This is a genomic window from Rhodovulum sp. MB263 (assembly GCF_002073975.1).
GTDB lineage: Bacteria > Pseudomonadota > Alphaproteobacteria > Rhodobacterales > Rhodobacteraceae > Rhodovulum.
In genome coordinates this window covers 3,310,534-3,323,313 of the sequence record NZ_CP020384.1, presented here as the reverse complement: position 1 = coordinate 3,323,313, position 12,780 = coordinate 3,310,534, and the positions used below count along the sequence as shown (strand labels likewise).

General features: G+C 67.1%; 13 protein-coding genes. 7 read left to right on the top strand and 6 right to left on the bottom strand.

The annotated features are described in order from the left end of the window. Positions 1 to 16: 16 nt before the first annotated feature. On the bottom strand, positions 17 to 844 hold the full coding sequence (gene bhcR / locus B5V46_RS15400) for an HTH-type transcriptional regulator BhcR (protein WP_080617417.1): 828 nt from the start codon (positions 842 to 844) through the stop codon (positions 17 to 19). A gap of 178 nt (positions 845 to 1,022) precedes the next feature. Here bhcR and bhcA point away from each other — a divergent pair, with 178 nt between their 5' ends. From bhcA to bhcD, 4 genes are all read left to right on the top strand, one after another. Continuing rightward, on the top strand, positions 1,023 to 2,201 hold the full coding sequence (gene bhcA / locus B5V46_RS15395; protein ID WP_080617416.1) for an L-aspartate--glyoxylate aminotransferase BhcA: 1,179 nt from the start codon (positions 1,023 to 1,025) through the stop codon (positions 2,199 to 2,201). Positions 2,202 to 2,208: 7 nt separating this feature from the next. Continuing rightward, the gene (bhcB, locus tag B5V46_RS15390; protein WP_080617415.1) at positions 2,209 to 3,177 is read left to right on the top strand and encodes a beta-hydroxyaspartate dehydratase BhcB; all 969 of its coding nucleotides are present in this window, start codon (positions 2,209 to 2,211) and stop codon (positions 3,175 to 3,177) included. Between the two features lie 95 nt (positions 3,178 to 3,272). Next, positions 3,273 to 4,436 (top strand): 3-hydroxy-D-aspartate aldolase BhcC, encoded by a 1,164-nt coding sequence (bhcC, locus tag B5V46_RS15385; protein ID WP_080617414.1) that lies wholly within the window; start codon positions 3,273 to 3,275, stop codon positions 4,434 to 4,436. Positions 4,437 to 4,495: 59 nt separating this feature from the next. Further along, on the top strand, positions 4,496 to 5,461 hold the full coding sequence (bhcD, locus tag B5V46_RS15380; RefSeq protein ID WP_080617413.1) for an iminosuccinate reductase BhcD: 966 nt from the start codon (positions 4,496 to 4,498) through the stop codon (positions 5,459 to 5,461). Positions 5,462 to 5,485: 24 nt separating this feature from the next. Here bhcD and B5V46_RS15375 read toward each other — a convergent pair whose 3' ends face one another. Then, positions 5,486 to 6,469: a zinc ABC transporter substrate-binding protein gene (locus B5V46_RS15375; protein WP_080617412.1), complete on the bottom strand. Its 984-nt coding sequence runs from the start codon at positions 6,467 to 6,469 to the stop codon at positions 5,486 to 5,488. Between the two features lie 81 nt (positions 6,470 to 6,550). On the opposite strand from B5V46_RS15375, the gene B5V46_RS15370 reads away from it, so the two are divergent. From B5V46_RS15370 to B5V46_RS15360, 3 genes are read left to right on the top strand one after another with little or no spacing between them, the layout of a single operon-like run. After that, complete coding sequence (locus tag B5V46_RS15370; protein WP_080617411.1) at positions 6,551 to 7,039, top strand: Fur family transcriptional regulator; 489 nt, start codon at positions 6,551 to 6,553, stop codon at positions 7,037 to 7,039. Continuing rightward, positions 7,036 to 7,827 (top strand): metal ABC transporter ATP-binding protein, encoded by a 792-nt coding sequence (locus B5V46_RS15365; protein WP_080617410.1) that lies wholly within the window; start codon positions 7,036 to 7,038, stop codon positions 7,825 to 7,827. Before B5V46_RS15370 ends, B5V46_RS15365 begins: the two co-directional genes overlap by 4 nt. Continuing rightward, positions 7,820 to 8,605 carry a metal ABC transporter permease gene (locus tag B5V46_RS15360; protein WP_080617409.1) on the top strand — a complete coding sequence of 262 codons (786 nt, stop codon included), beginning with the start codon at positions 7,820 to 7,822 and terminating at the stop codon, positions 8,603 to 8,605. The genes B5V46_RS15365 and B5V46_RS15360 overlap by 8 nt, the downstream gene beginning before the upstream one ends. A gap of 28 nt (positions 8,606 to 8,633) precedes the next feature. Here the strand turns inward: B5V46_RS15360 and B5V46_RS15355 are convergent, their stop codons facing one another. From B5V46_RS15355 to B5V46_RS15340, 4 genes are all read right to left on the bottom strand, one after another. After that, a complete protein-coding gene (locus B5V46_RS15355; protein WP_080617408.1) occupies positions 8,634 to 9,620 on the bottom strand; it encodes an SLAC1 anion channel family protein in 987 nt (328 codons plus the stop codon). A gap of 220 nt (positions 9,621 to 9,840) precedes the next feature. Then, complete coding sequence (gene cydX / locus B5V46_RS15350; protein WP_080617407.1) at positions 9,841 to 9,966, bottom strand: cytochrome bd-I oxidase subunit CydX; 126 nt, start codon at positions 9,964 to 9,966, stop codon at positions 9,841 to 9,843. Positions 9,967 to 9,981: 15 nt separating this feature from the next. Further along, a complete protein-coding gene (cydB, locus tag B5V46_RS15345) occupies positions 9,982 to 11,133 on the bottom strand; it encodes a cytochrome d ubiquinol oxidase subunit II (RefSeq protein WP_080617406.1) in 1,152 nt (383 codons plus the stop codon). A gap of 6 nt (positions 11,134 to 11,139) precedes the next feature. Beyond that, positions 11,140 to 12,738 carry a cytochrome ubiquinol oxidase subunit I gene (locus B5V46_RS15340; protein ID WP_080617405.1) on the bottom strand — a complete coding sequence of 533 codons (1,599 nt, stop codon included), beginning with the start codon at positions 12,736 to 12,738 and terminating at the stop codon, positions 11,140 to 11,142. Positions 12,739 to 12,780 lie beyond the last annotated feature (42 nt).

The window sequence follows — 12,780 nt, the reverse complement described above, 5'->3', positions numbered from 1 at the left end:
GTTCCGGAAAAATCCGCTATGCCGATTTTTCAGTCGGCGCGATGCCGCCTGTGGCGGCAGTGACCCGATCCGCCGCAGCCCGGACCTCGGCGCCGATCTCGTCGGCCGCGTCCAGCGGAATCCGGAAAGCGGGCCCCGAGACCGACAGGCCGGCGACAGGTTCGCCATGGGCGTTGAAGATCGGCGCCGCAATGCAGCGCATGCCTTCGGCCCGTTCCTGATCGTCGATCGCATAGCCGCGGGACCGGGTACGCTCGAGATCGGCATGCAGGACCGTTTCAGAGGTGATCGAATGCGGCGTGAAGCCCGGCAGGCCTTGTGTCTTCAAGATGGCCGCGACCCGCGCCGCGGGCAGAAAGGACAGCAGCGCCTTGCCGATCCCCGAACAGTGCATCGGCCCCCGGGTGCCCGGCGAAAAGAAGGCCCGGATCGTCTCATGGGTTTCGACCTGGGTCAGGAACAGGACCTCATCGCGATCCTCGACCCCCAGATTGGCGGTCTCGCCGGTGGCCCGCATCAGTGCCTGCATCGCCCCCCGCGACCGTTCCGCGACATTGGTGCGCCGCAGAAAGCCCGATCCGATCCGGAACGCGCCCGGTCCCACATGCCAGCGCTGCGCCTCTTCCTCCAGTTCGACGATGTCATGGCCCTGCAACGTGATCAGGACCCGGTAGACAGTGGCGGGACTCTGATTGCCCAGGGCGGCCAGTTCCGAGAGCGTCAGCCCCCTGGTTTCGCTCAGGGCGGTCAGGAGTCCCATCGCCCGGTCGAGGGCGCGCACCGTGTTCTGCCCGGTCTTGTCGTGAAAGGCGCGCGGGCGGCCGCGCGGGCGGGACTGTGTCATCCGAGTCGGTCCTTCATGCTTGAAGTGAAATGTTTTTTCACATTTTTCGAGATACGGAGGCCCATGATAATAAATGACTTTATCAATTTTTTCGCTTGATGGAAAATGCTTTCAGAAAAAATTGCGCCGCGGCGCAACCGGGCGGTATCCATAGGTAAGCCAGATGAAGGACCGCCCGATGCACGCCTCGAACCCGATCTTCCTGCCCGGCCCGACCAACCTGCCCGAGCCCTTGCGCCGCGCCTGCGACATTCCCACCATGGACCACCGCTCGGCCGCTTTCGGCCCGATCCTCGCCGCTGCCAAGGAGGGGGTCGCGGGTGTGCTCGGCCTGTCCGGGGGCGAGGTGGCCATTTTCCCGGCGACCGGAACCGGCGGCTGGGAGGCGGCAGTGACCAACACGCTCCGGCCCGGCGACAGGGTTCTGGCTGCGCGTCACGGCATGTTCTCGCGCAAGTGGATCGATCTCTGCCAGCGCCACGGGCTCGGGGTCGATATCATTGAGCGGCCCTGGGGCGAGGGTGTCCCGGTCGAGGCCTTCGCCGCGGCGCTGGCCGCCGACAGGGGCCACGAGATCCGGGCCGTGCTGGTCACCCATAACGAGACCGCGACCGGCGTGACCTCGGATGTCGCTGCCGTGCGTGCGGCGATGGATGCGGCCGGGCATCCGGCGCTTCTGATGGTCGACGGGGTCAGCTCGATCGGCTCCATCGAGTTCCGGATGGATGACTGGGGCGTCGATCTGGCGGTTGCCGGTTCGCAGAAGGGCTTCATGCTGCCTGCGGGCCTGGCCATCATCGGCATCAGCGCGAAGGCGCGGAAGGCGATGGAGACCGCCGGGCTGCCGCGCTGTTTCTTCGATATCCGCGACATGGCGGATGGCAACTACCCCTATACGCCGCCGGTCGGGCTCATCAACGGGCTTGCGGTCTCGACCGGTCTCCTGCTCGAGGAAGGCATGGAGAATGTCCGCGCGCGCCATCACCGGATCGCCGAGGGCGTGCGGAGCGCGGTCGCCGCCTGGGGCATGACGATCTGCGCGGCCCGCCTCGATCTTTCGTCGGATACGGTGACGGCCATCGTCACGCCCGAAGGTTTCGATGCGGGCCGGATCGTGCGCCATGCGGCCGAAGCCTATGGCGTGGCCTTCGGCGGGGGCTTGGGCGAGGTCGCGGGCAAGGTGTTCCGGATCGGCCATCTGGGGCTGATGAGCGACGTGATGGCACTGTCAGGCATTGCAACCGCCGAGATGGCCATGGCCGATCTCGGCCTGCCCGTCCGGCTTGGCAGCGGCGTTGCCGCCGCGCAGGAACATTATCGCAACAGCAGGACCGCGCCCGTGCGGGCGGCGGCGTGAGGACGTCATGAAGGATCACGCATCCCTCTACATTCCGACCTATGACGACGTCATCCGCGCCCATGAGCGGATCGCCCCCCATATCCACCGCACGCCGGTCCTGACCTCGTCCTTCATCGACGGCATGGCGGGGGCCTCGCTCTTCTTCAAATGCGAGAATTTCCAGAAGGCGGGCGCCTTCAAGGTGCGCGGCGCCTGCAACGCGGTCTTCGGGCTCGATGACGAGAAGGCCGCGACGGGCGTGGCAACCCATTCCTCGGGCAATCATGCGCTGTCGCTGTCCTATGCGGCGGGCCGCCGGGGCATTCCCTGCCATGTGGTGATGCCGCGCACGGCGCCGCAGGCCAAGAAGGATGCGGTCCGCGGCTATGGCGGCGAGATCACCGAATGCGAGCCCTCGACCAGTTCGCGCGAGGCGGTCTTTGCCGAGGTCGAGGCTCGGACCGGGGCCGAATTCGTCCATCCCTACAATGACTGGCGGGTGATCGCCGGGCAGGGCACCTGCGCGCGCGAGCTGAACGACCAGATCCGCGATCTCGACGCGGTGATCGCGCCCATCGGCGGCGGCGGGATGGTCTCGGGCACCTGCCTGACCCTGTCGAGCCTCGCGCCGCATGTCGAGATCTACGCCGCCGAACCCGAGCAGGCCGATGATGCGTATCGCAGCTTCAGGGCGGGCCATATCATCGCCGACGATGCACCCGAGACGGTGGCCGACGGGCTGAAGGTGCCGCTGAAGGATCTGACCTGGCATTTCGTCTCGTCGAACGTGACCGACATCCTGACCGTGTCGGAGGCCGAGATCGTCGAGGCGATGAAGCTGATCTGGAAGCGGATGAAGATCGTGATGGAGCCGAGCTCGGCCGTGCCTTTGGCGGCGGTCCTGAAGAACCGCGAGGTCTTCGCGGGCAAGCGCGTGGGCGTGATCGTGACCGGCGGCAATGTCGATCTCGACCGCCTGCCCTGGACGGTCTGAGCCGCGCCGCAGGGCGGGATGCTACGACGCGCTTTCGGGCGCGGAACGGGAAACATGGCGCGCGTGGTGCGCACAAGGATGCTGGGAGACAGGCAATGAAGGACGTGACCGAGTTCGACGGGCTTGAAGTGGGCTATGACATCCCGGCCCTGCCGGGGATGGATGAGGCCGGGATCCAGACCCCCTGCCTGGTGCTGGATCTCGACGCGCTCGAGCGCAACATCAGGAAGATGGGGGACTGGGCCAGGGCCCATGGGATGCGTCACCGGGTGCATGGCAAAATGCACAAATCGGTCGATGTGGCCAGGCTGCAGGAGCGGCTGGGCGGGGCCTGCGGGGTCTGCTGCCAGAAGGTGTCGGAGGCCGAGGTCTTCGCGCGGGGCGGCATCAAGGACGTTCTGGTCTCGAACCAGGTGCGCGATCTGGCCAAGATCGACCGGCTGGCGCGGCTGCCGAAGCTGGGGGCGCGGACGCTGGTCTGCGTCGACGACCCGGCGAACGTGGCCGAGCTGTCCGAGGCGGCTGTGCGGCACGGCACCGGGATCGAATGCCTGGTCGAGATCGACTGCGGCGCCGGGCGCTGCGGGGTGACGGAAACTGCGGATGTCGTCGCCATCGCCAAGGCCATCGACGCCGCGCCGGGCCTGCGCTTTGCCGGGCTGCAGGCCTATCAGGGCGCGATGCAGCATCTCGATTCCTATGAGGACCGGAAGGCCAAGATCGAGATTGCCGTGGCCATGGTGCGCGAGGCGGTCGAGGCCTTGAAGGCCGAGGGGCTTGCCTGCGATATCGTCGGTGGCGGCGGTACCGGCTCCTATTATTTCGAGGGCAGCTCGGGCGTCTATAACGAACTGCAATGCGGCTCCTACGCCTTCATGGATGCCGATTACGGGCGCATTCTGGATGCCGAGGGCAAGCGGATCGACCGCGGGGAATGGGAGAACGCGCTGTTCCTGCTGACATCGGTGATGAGCCATGCAAAGGCCGACAAGGCGATCTGCGATGCCGGGCTCAAGGCGCAATCGGTCGATAGCGGACTGCCCTTCGTCTTCGGGCGCGAGGATGTGAGCTATGTGAAATGCTCGGACGAACACGGGGTGATTGCCGATCCCGAGGGCGTGCTGAAGGTCGGCGACAAGCTGAAGCTGGTGCCGGGCCATTGCGATCCGACCTGCAATGTCCATGACTGGTATGTCGGCGTGCGCAACGGCAAGGTGGAATGCCTCTGGCCGGTCTCGGCGCGTGGCAAGGCCTACTGATCCGGCTGTCGGGGCCTCCGGGTCCCGATTTTTCGACGAAAAATCGTGCGGGAGGGCCGATGTACATCGTTCCTGAAAGCGAAATCGCCGGGCTGGTCTCGGCCGGGCAGTGTTTCGAGGCGGTCGAGGCCGTCTTTGCCGCGATGGCGCGCGGCGATGCCTATAACTTTCCGGTGATCCGCGAGGCGATCGGCCATGCCGATGCGCTTTATGGTTTCAAGTCGGGCTTCGACCGGGCCGGCGCCGCTCTCGGGCTCAAGTCGGGCGGGTACTGGCCGGGCAATGCCGCGAAGGGGCTGACAAATCACCAGTCGACCGTGGTGCTGTTCGATCCCGACAGCGGCCGGCCCGCGGCTCTGGTCGGGGGCAATCTGCTGACGGCGCTGCGCACGGCTGCGGCTTCGGCCGTCTCGATCCGCTATCTGTCCCGCGCCGATGCGCGCGTGCTGGGCGTTCTTGGGGCAGGCCACCAATCGGCCTTCCAGATCCGCGCCGCGGTCGCCCAGCGCCGCTTCGAGAAGATCGTGGGCTGGAACTACCACCCCGAGATGCTGCCCCGTCTGGCCGGGACCGCGGCCGAGCTCGGCCTGCCTTTCGAGGCGGTCTCGCTGGAAGAGCTCGGTGCGCAGGCCGATGTCATCGTCACGATCTCGTCCTCCTTCTCGGCCCAGCTCATGGACGCCCATATTCGGCCCGGTACGCATCTGGCCTGCATGGGAACCGATACCAAGGGCAAGCAGGAGATCGACCGGGAGATCTTCGCCCGGGCCCGCGTCTTCGCCGACGAGATCGCGCAATCGGTCGAGATCGGCGAGGCCCAGCACGCCGTGGCCGCAGGGACCATCGCGGCCGAAGACATCGTCGAGATCGGTGCGGTCATCAACGGTACGGCGCCGGGGCGTCAGTCCGATGACGAGATCACGCTGTTCGACGGCACCGGCGTCGGCTTGCAGGATCTGGCGGTGGCGGCCCGGGCGGTTGCGGCGGCCCGGGCCAAAGGCGTGGGGGGCGAGGTCGAGCTCTGAGCCGCGTCCTCGCCCGATCTCGGCTCAGCCCTCCGGGCCGGTGACGCAGTCGGCGATGGTCCGGGCCAGCCCGGTCAGCAGCGCCGGGTAGAGATCGGGACCGTAGGCGAGCGTGCTGCCCGACGGATCGAGCGGCGCGCCGAGGCGCACATCGGTGCCCTCGGCAATTGCCTTGGCATAGGCCGGGTCATGCTGAGCCTCTGGGAAGAGGCAGGCGACGCCTTCGTGATGCAACTCGTCCCGCAGCCCGGCCAGCCGGGCCGCACCGGGCTCGGCGGCATCGCCCATGGCGATGGACCCGGCCACGCTCAGGCCGAAATGCTCGGCGAAATAGCCATAGGCGTCGTGGAAGACCATGACCGGCCGGTCGCCTACGGGTGCCAGCAGTTGCCGGGCCTCGCTCTCGGCCGCCGCGATCCGGTCGAGCGCCGCATGCGCATTGGCCTCGTAGATGGCGCTGTTTTCCGGATCGGCCTCGGCCAGGGCGCCGCTGATCCGCAAAACCCAGACCCGGGCATTCTCGGGATCGAGCCAGGCATGGGGATCGGTGCCCTCGTGATGGTGATGCGCCTCCTCGCCCGCGTGGGCGTCATGGTCATGATCATCATCCGGCGCGACGGCGCCGTGGTCATGGTCGTGATCATGCTCGTCGTCATGATCGTGGTCCTCGCCGTCATAGCTGCGGCGGTAGGTGCCCGGCGCCTCGATCAGCGCGACGGCCTGCGCATCGGGGCCGAGCTTCCTGAGCGCCTGGTCGAGCCAGGGCGTGAGCTGCGGCCCGACCCAGAACACCAGGCCGGCCTCGCTGATCGCGCGGGCCTGCGAGGGTTTCAGCTGGAAGTGATGCGGGTCACCGCCCTGATCCAGCAGGATCCCGGGGCTGCCGAGATCGCCCATCACCTCGGCCACCAGCGACTGCACCGGCGGAATGTCGGTCACCACACGCGGCGGCTCGGCGGCTGCGGGCGCGGCGAGAGCAAGAAAAACGGGAAGAAACAGGGGGCGCATGGGCCGACTCCTTGGAAATGACGCTTGCGGAAGCTGCGCTGAAATGAATATGTTATAAAATAACAAGTCAAGAGGGTCCCGATGAGAATCGATGCCGAGCGGGTGTTTTCAGCCCATGACCATGCCGCCTGCCGCCGGGCGACGCTGGCGCGGGCCGAGGAGATCGTTGCGGCCGGGGGGCTGCGGCTGACGCCTGTGCGCCGTCGCACGCTCGAGATTCTGCTGGACTCGCATCAGGCGCTGGGAGCCTATGAGGTGCTCGACCGGCTGGTCGCGTCGGGCTTTGCCCGCCAGCCGCCGGTCGCCTACAGGGCGCTGGATTTCCTTGTCGATCACGGGCTTGCGCATCGGATCCGGCGGCTCAATGCCTTTGCCGCCTGCATGCGACCGGGCGAGCCGCATCGCCCGGCCTTCCTGATCTGCGATACCTGCCAGGCCGTGGCCGAGGCGCCGGGCACGGCGGTTGCCGACGCGATGCTGGCTGCGGCCGGGGCGGTCGGGTTCAAGATCGAGCGGATGAGCCTCGAGGCGGTCGGCCGTTGTCCTGCCTGCCGCGAGGCGCAGGCATGACACTGGTTGCCACGCGCGGGCTTACGGTGCGCTATGGCGGGGTCGCCGCGCTGACCGGGGTCGATTTCGGGATCGAGGGGGGCGAGATCGTCACCCTGGTCGGTCCGAACGGGTCGGGCAAGTCGACGCTGGTGCGGGCGGTGCTGGGCGCGGTCCGGCCGAGTGCTGGCACCGTCACGAGGCGCCCGGGGCTCCGGATCGGCTATGTGCCGCAGAAGCTTGCCGTCGACGACCGGATGCCGCTGACGGTGCGCCGCTTTCTGTCCCTGCCCGAGCGGCGCGGCGCGGCCGAGGTGGCGGCGATGCTCGAGAGGGTCGGCGCGTCCGGGCTCGAGACCCGGCAGATGACCGCGCTGTCGGGCGGGCAGTTCCAGCGCGTGCTGCTGGCCCGTGCGCTTCTGGGCGGGCCCGAGCTGCTGATCCTCGACGAGGCGACGCAGGGGCTGGATCAGCCCGGCACCGCCGGCTTCTATCAGCTGATCGCCGATCTTCGGCGCGAGACCGGCACGGCGGTGCTGATGGTCAGCCACGATCTGCATGTGGTGATGAGCGCCACCGACCGGGTGCTTTGCCTCAACGGCCATGTCTGCTGTCAGGGCCAGCCGCATGTGGTGACCGCCGCGCCTGAATACCGGGCGCTGTTCGGTCACGGCACCCATGGCACGATGGCGCTGTATCAGCACGAGCATGACCATGCCCATGACGGGTGTCACGGGCATGGCGAAGGGCCAGCGCCGGACGAGGGCGGAACTGCGCACAGGACGGAACCGGAGGCGGCCGATGCTTGACGATTTTCTGGTGCGGGCGGCCTTGGCCGGGGTGGCGGTCGCGCTGGCGGCCGGGCCGCTTGGCGCCTTCGTGGTCTGGCGGCGGATGGCCTATTTCGGCGAGGCCACGGCCCATGCCGCGATCCTGGGCGTGGCGATTGCGCTGGGGTTCTCGATCTCGATCTTCGCGGGCACGCTGGGAGCCGCGCTTGCCATGGCGCTGTCGGTCACCTCGCTGTCGGGGCGGGGGCTCGCGATGGATACCGCGCTGGGCGTTGCTGCCCATGCGGCGCTGGCGGTCGGTCTGGTCTCGGTCTCGTTTCTCAGCGGCGTCCGGGTCGATCTGTCGGCCTATCTCTTCGGCGACATCCTCGCGGTCGGCCGCACCGATCTGGCGGTGATCTGGGCAGGCGCGCTGGCGGTGCTGGCGCTGATCGTGTGGCGCTGGACGGCGCTTTTGACGGTGACGGTCAGCGAGGAGCTGGCGACCGCCTCGGGGCTCGATCCGGGGCGTGAGCGGCTGGTGCTGACGGTGGCGCTGGCGCTGGTCGTCGCGGTGGCGATCCAGGTAGTGGGGGCGCTTCTGATCGTGGCGATGCTGATCGTTCCGGCCGCCGCCGCCCGGCCCTGGGCGCGCACGCCCGAGGCGATGGCGCTGATCGCCTCGGGCATCGGCGCGCTCTCGGCGCTGGCGGGGCTTTGGGGCTCGTACCATTTCGACACCCCCGCCGGACCCAGCATCGTGGTCGCGGCGAGCTGCGCCTTCGCGCTGAGCCTCGCGGTGCCGCGGCGGGCCTGACGGCCCGGCGCGTGCTCCGAGTCCGCTGTCATTCGGGCTGGCAGATCTCGTTCCGGGCGATGGCCAGCAGCGTGCGCCCGACGAGCCCCGCGATTACCATGCTCAGAAAGGCCAGCAACGCTCCGCCCAGCCACAGATGGACGGTCGAGCCGGTGGTGGTGGCGTAAAGGAAGGTCGCGATGGTCAGCGCGGCCAGCGGAAACGACAGTGCCCAGAAGGACAGCGCGAAGGGCAGGCGCAGGATGCGCGGCAGCTGGGTCGCCACGATCAGCGCAAAGACATAGGCGGCGTTGAGAAAGAACATCGCCAGCGGGTCGAGCCCGCCCTGCAGCCGCATCCACGAGAGGAAGCCGACGGCGGGCGGTGCGATAAGGATCACCAGCGTCGGCTGCAACCGGCCGGGCAGCGGGTCGTGGAAGGTCAGCCGGTTCATCACCAGCGTCAGCAGCACCACCCAGAACAGCGCACCGCCCGAGAAGAACAGCCAGGAAATGTCGGGATGGCCCAGCGGCACGCCCGCCACCGGCACCAGGATGTTGCCGACCGGCGGGATGAACCAGGCGGCATTCAGGTGGATCGGCTGGAAGGGCCGCTGCCCGATCCAGTCGGCGATCACCAGAAGCGACAGAAGCCCCTGCAATGCGGTCCCCGCGATCCAGACCGGCCGGGCGAGCGCGGGATAGTCGCTAAGGAGCGCGACCGACAGCAGGATCAGCGAGATCGAGGCGGTGGGAAAGAAGGCCAGCCGCACCGGGTGCTGCCATTCGGCCGCGGCCATCGGGAAATGTGTCGCCAGTTTCAGCGCATAGAAGGTCGCGACCGCGACCAGCAGCGCGCAGGAGGCAAACAGCAGGATATGCGAGACGACTGGAAGGGGCAGCCCCAGCGCCTGTTCTCCGGCGCGCCAGGCGAGTGTCAGCCCCATCATCCCCATGACCGTGGCGAAGAAGGTGACGGGAAAATGCGCAAGCCGGCTGTCTCGGGGGCCGGGTTCGGTCTCTGCGGTGGTGCTCATGTCGGTCGCTGCTCCTGTGCGGCTCGGGCTGAAACATGCGGAAAAGCGCATGTGACCCGAGCCCTATAGGGCAGGTTAAAATCAGATGTCAAAGAGTCATCTTTTTGCGGGAACGGTCCCGCCGACCCGGCCGGGGTCGTGAAAAGGCCCGCGCCGGTGGCGCGGGCCCAGAGGTGCCGGGGCCTCGGCGGACGGACCCCGTTTCAGGACGGCGACCGGCTCAGCGGTCGTCGCGCGGCTTGCCGTCCATCATCGTGCGGTCGGCGTTCAGCTCCAGCCACATCGCGTTGACGACCGCGAAAAGCGCGGCCAGCGGCAGGCCGAGAATCCAGGCGAAATACCACATCTTCGGGCTCCTTTCTCAGTAGACCGAGTCGCTTTTGTCGACCACGTCCGAGGCCGTGACCTTGCCCCAGAGCACCTTGTAGACCCAGGCGGTGTAGGCCAGGATCAGCGGCACGAAGATCGCCGACGAGACCAGCATCACGAACAGCGTCAGATGCGAGGACGAGCTGTCCCAGACCGTCAGCGAAGAGCTGGGGTCGAGGCTCGAGGGCAGGATGAACGGGAACATGGTCAGCCCGACCGAGGCGATGATGCCGAAGATCGAGAGCTTCGAGGCCAGCATGGTCCAGCCTTCCTTGCCGGTCTTGAAGCCGAGGAAGGCCAGCGCTGCGCCGAGGATCCCCAGCGCCGGGGCGATGGCGATCCAGGGCCGCGTCTCGTAGGCCGCCATCCAGGATCCGCCCCGGGCAACCTCGTTCAGCAGCGGGTTCGAGGGCCCGTCCGTCGCGACCGTCCCCGTGAAGCTGTAGGCCTCGATCCCGCCGGCGAGCCAGAGCCCGGCCAGCGCATAGGTGAGAATGGTGGCCAGCGCCGCCCAGGCGCCGAAGCTGCGCGCGCGCTCGGCCACCATGCCCTCGGTCTTGAGCTGCAGCCAGGCCGCGCCATGCATCACCAGCATCGAGACCGATACCAGCCCCGCCAGGATCGCATAGGGGTTCAGAAGCCCGAAGAACGAGCCCTCATAGATCGACAGAAGATCGTCGGTCAGCCGGAACGGCACCCCTTGCAGGACGTTGCCCACGGCGACGCCGAAGACCAGCGCGGGCACGAAGCCGCCCACGAACAGCGCCCAGTCCCAGGCCGCGCGCCAGCGTTCATCCTCGCGCTTCGAGCGGTACTTGAAGCCCACGGGGCGCAGGATCAGCGCCGCGAGGATCAGGAACATCGCCAGGTAGAAGCCCGAGAAGCTGACCGCGTAAAGCGGCGGCCAGGCGGCGAAGATGGCGCCGCCACCGAGGATGAACCAGACCTGGTTGCCTTCCCAGACCGGGCCGACGGTGTTGATCGCCACCCGCCGCTCGATATCGGTCCTGGCGACGAAGGGAAGCAGCGTGCCGACGCCCAGATCGAAGCCGTCGGTCAGGGCAAAGCCGATCAGAAGGACGCCCAGAAGCCCCCACCAGATCACCCGAAGGGTATCGAAATCCACGTATTCATGCAGGATCATGGGTCTTTACTCCGCCGGTTCGTAGCCGCGGCCGCCGGTCAGGCGGTCGGTATGGCGCCGGGTCCAGTCGTCGGTTTCGGCGACGTCCATGTAGGGACCCTTGAGGATGTATTTCCGCATCAGCCCGATCTCGATCACGAAGAGGACCGAATAGAAGGTGACGAAGCCCGCCAGCGTCAGCGCGACCTGGGTCACGCTCAGATGGCTGACCGAGAGCGCGGTCGGCAGCACACCGTCGACGGTCCAGGGCTGACGGCCGAACTCGGCCACGAACCAGCCCATCTCGGCCGCGATCCAGGGCGTCGGAATGGCCACCACCGCGGCGCGCAGCGCCCAGCGCGGGAAGCGCATGCCGTAGAAATTGGCCCGGATGAAGAAGTAGAGCATCATCGCGATGAAACCGAAGCCGAGGATGACCATCACCCGGAACGCCCAGAACAGCGGCAGCACCCCGGGCACCGTGTCCTGCGCGGCCTGGGCGATCTGCGCGTCGGTCGCCTGGCGCGGATCTTCGAGATAACGCTTGAGCAGCAAGGCAAAGCCCAGATCGCCGCTGTGCTCTTCGAACTGCGCGGCCAGCTCGGGCGTGGCATTGCCCCGCTCGGCCCGGATCTGCATCAGTGCGTCATAGGCGATCAGCCCGTTGCGGATGCGGGCATCGGCTTCCTCGACCAGCTGGTTGATGCCGGGCAGCTCCTGGGTCAGCGAGCGCGCGCCGATCAGCCCCATCACCGCCGGGATCTCGATTGCGTATTTGGTCTCGCGATCGGCCTGGTCGGGAATGCCGAAAAGGTTGAAGGGGGCAGGGGCCGAATAGGTCTCCCACATGCCTTCGATCGCGGCGAGCTTCATCTTCTGGGTATGGGTGGCGTTATAGCCCGACTCGTCGCCCAGCACGACCGCCGAAAGGGCGCCCGCAAGCCCGAAACTGGCCGCGACCGCGATCGAGCGGCGTGCCAGCTCGACATGGCGGCCCTTCAGCAGGTACCAGGCCGACACGCCCAGGACGAAGATCGCCGCCGTGACATAGCCTGCCGAGACGGTGTGCACGAATTTGGCCTGCGCCACCTCGTTGAACATCACCTCGAAGAACGAGGTCATTTCCATCCGCATGGTCATCGGGTTGAACTCGGCCCCGATGGGATTCTGCATCCAGCCATTGGCGATCAGGATCCAGAGCGCCGAGAAGTTGGACCCGATCGCCACCAGCCAGGTCACCACGCAATGGCCCACCTTGGACAGCTTGTCCCAGCCGAAGAACATGAGACCGACGAAGGTCGCCTCGAGGAAGAAGGCCATCAGCCCTTCCATTGCCAGCGGAGCGCCGAAGATATCGCCGACGTAATGGCTGTAATAGCTCCAGTTCATCCCGAACTGGAACTCCATGGTGATGCCCGTCGCGACCCCCAGCACGAAGTTGATGCCGAACAGTGTGGCCCAGAATTTCGTCATCTGGCGCCAGACGGGGCGGTTGGTCATCACATAGACCGTCTCCATGATCGCCACGATGACCGACAGGCCAAGCGTGAGCGGCACGAAGAGGAAGTGATACATGGCTGTCATGGCAAACTGCAGCCTAGACAGCTCGACGATGTCGAGTTCCATTACTGGCCTCCTTTGGCCCTTCCCTCTCAATTACGCAATATG

What these genes read in the sequence shown, in the direction of transcription:
- bhcR (WP_080617417.1), bottom strand. Translation starts at nt 844, where the DNA reads ATGACACAGTCCCGCCCGCGCGGCCGCCCGCGCGCCTTTCACGACAAG.
- bhcA (WP_080617416.1), top strand. Translation starts at nt 1,023, where the DNA reads ATGCACGCCTCGAACCCGATCTTCCTGCCCGGCCCGACCAACCTGCCC.
- bhcB (WP_080617415.1), top strand. Translation starts at nt 2,209, where the DNA reads ATGAAGGATCACGCATCCCTCTACATTCCGACCTATGACGACGTCATC.
- bhcC (WP_080617414.1), top strand. Translation starts at nt 3,273, where the DNA reads ATGAAGGACGTGACCGAGTTCGACGGGCTTGAAGTGGGCTATGACATC.
- bhcD (WP_080617413.1), top strand. Translation starts at nt 4,496, where the DNA reads ATGTACATCGTTCCTGAAAGCGAAATCGCCGGGCTGGTCTCGGCCGGG.
- B5V46_RS15375 (WP_080617412.1), bottom strand. Translation starts at nt 6,469, where the DNA reads ATGCGCCCCCTGTTTCTTCCCGTTTTTCTTGCTCTCGCCGCGCCCGCA.
- B5V46_RS15370 (WP_080617411.1), top strand. Translation starts at nt 6,551, where the DNA reads ATGAGAATCGATGCCGAGCGGGTGTTTTCAGCCCATGACCATGCCGCC.
- B5V46_RS15365 (WP_080617410.1), top strand. Translation starts at nt 7,036, where the DNA reads ATGACACTGGTTGCCACGCGCGGGCTTACGGTGCGCTATGGCGGGGTC.
- B5V46_RS15360 (WP_080617409.1), top strand. Translation starts at nt 7,820, where the DNA reads ATGCTTGACGATTTTCTGGTGCGGGCGGCCTTGGCCGGGGTGGCGGTC.
- B5V46_RS15355 (WP_080617408.1), bottom strand. Translation starts at nt 9,620, where the DNA reads ATGAGCACCACCGCAGAGACCGAACCCGGCCCCCGAGACAGCCGGCTT.
- cydX (WP_080617407.1), bottom strand. Translation starts at nt 9,966, where the DNA reads ATGTGGTATTTCGCCTGGATTCTCGGCCTGCCGCTGGCCGCGCTTTTC.
- cydB (WP_080617406.1), bottom strand. Translation starts at nt 11,133, where the DNA reads ATGATCCTGCATGAATACGTGGATTTCGATACCCTTCGGGTGATCTGG.
- B5V46_RS15340 (WP_080617405.1), bottom strand. Translation starts at nt 12,738, where the DNA reads ATGGAACTCGACATCGTCGAGCTGTCTAGGCTGCAGTTTGCCATGACA.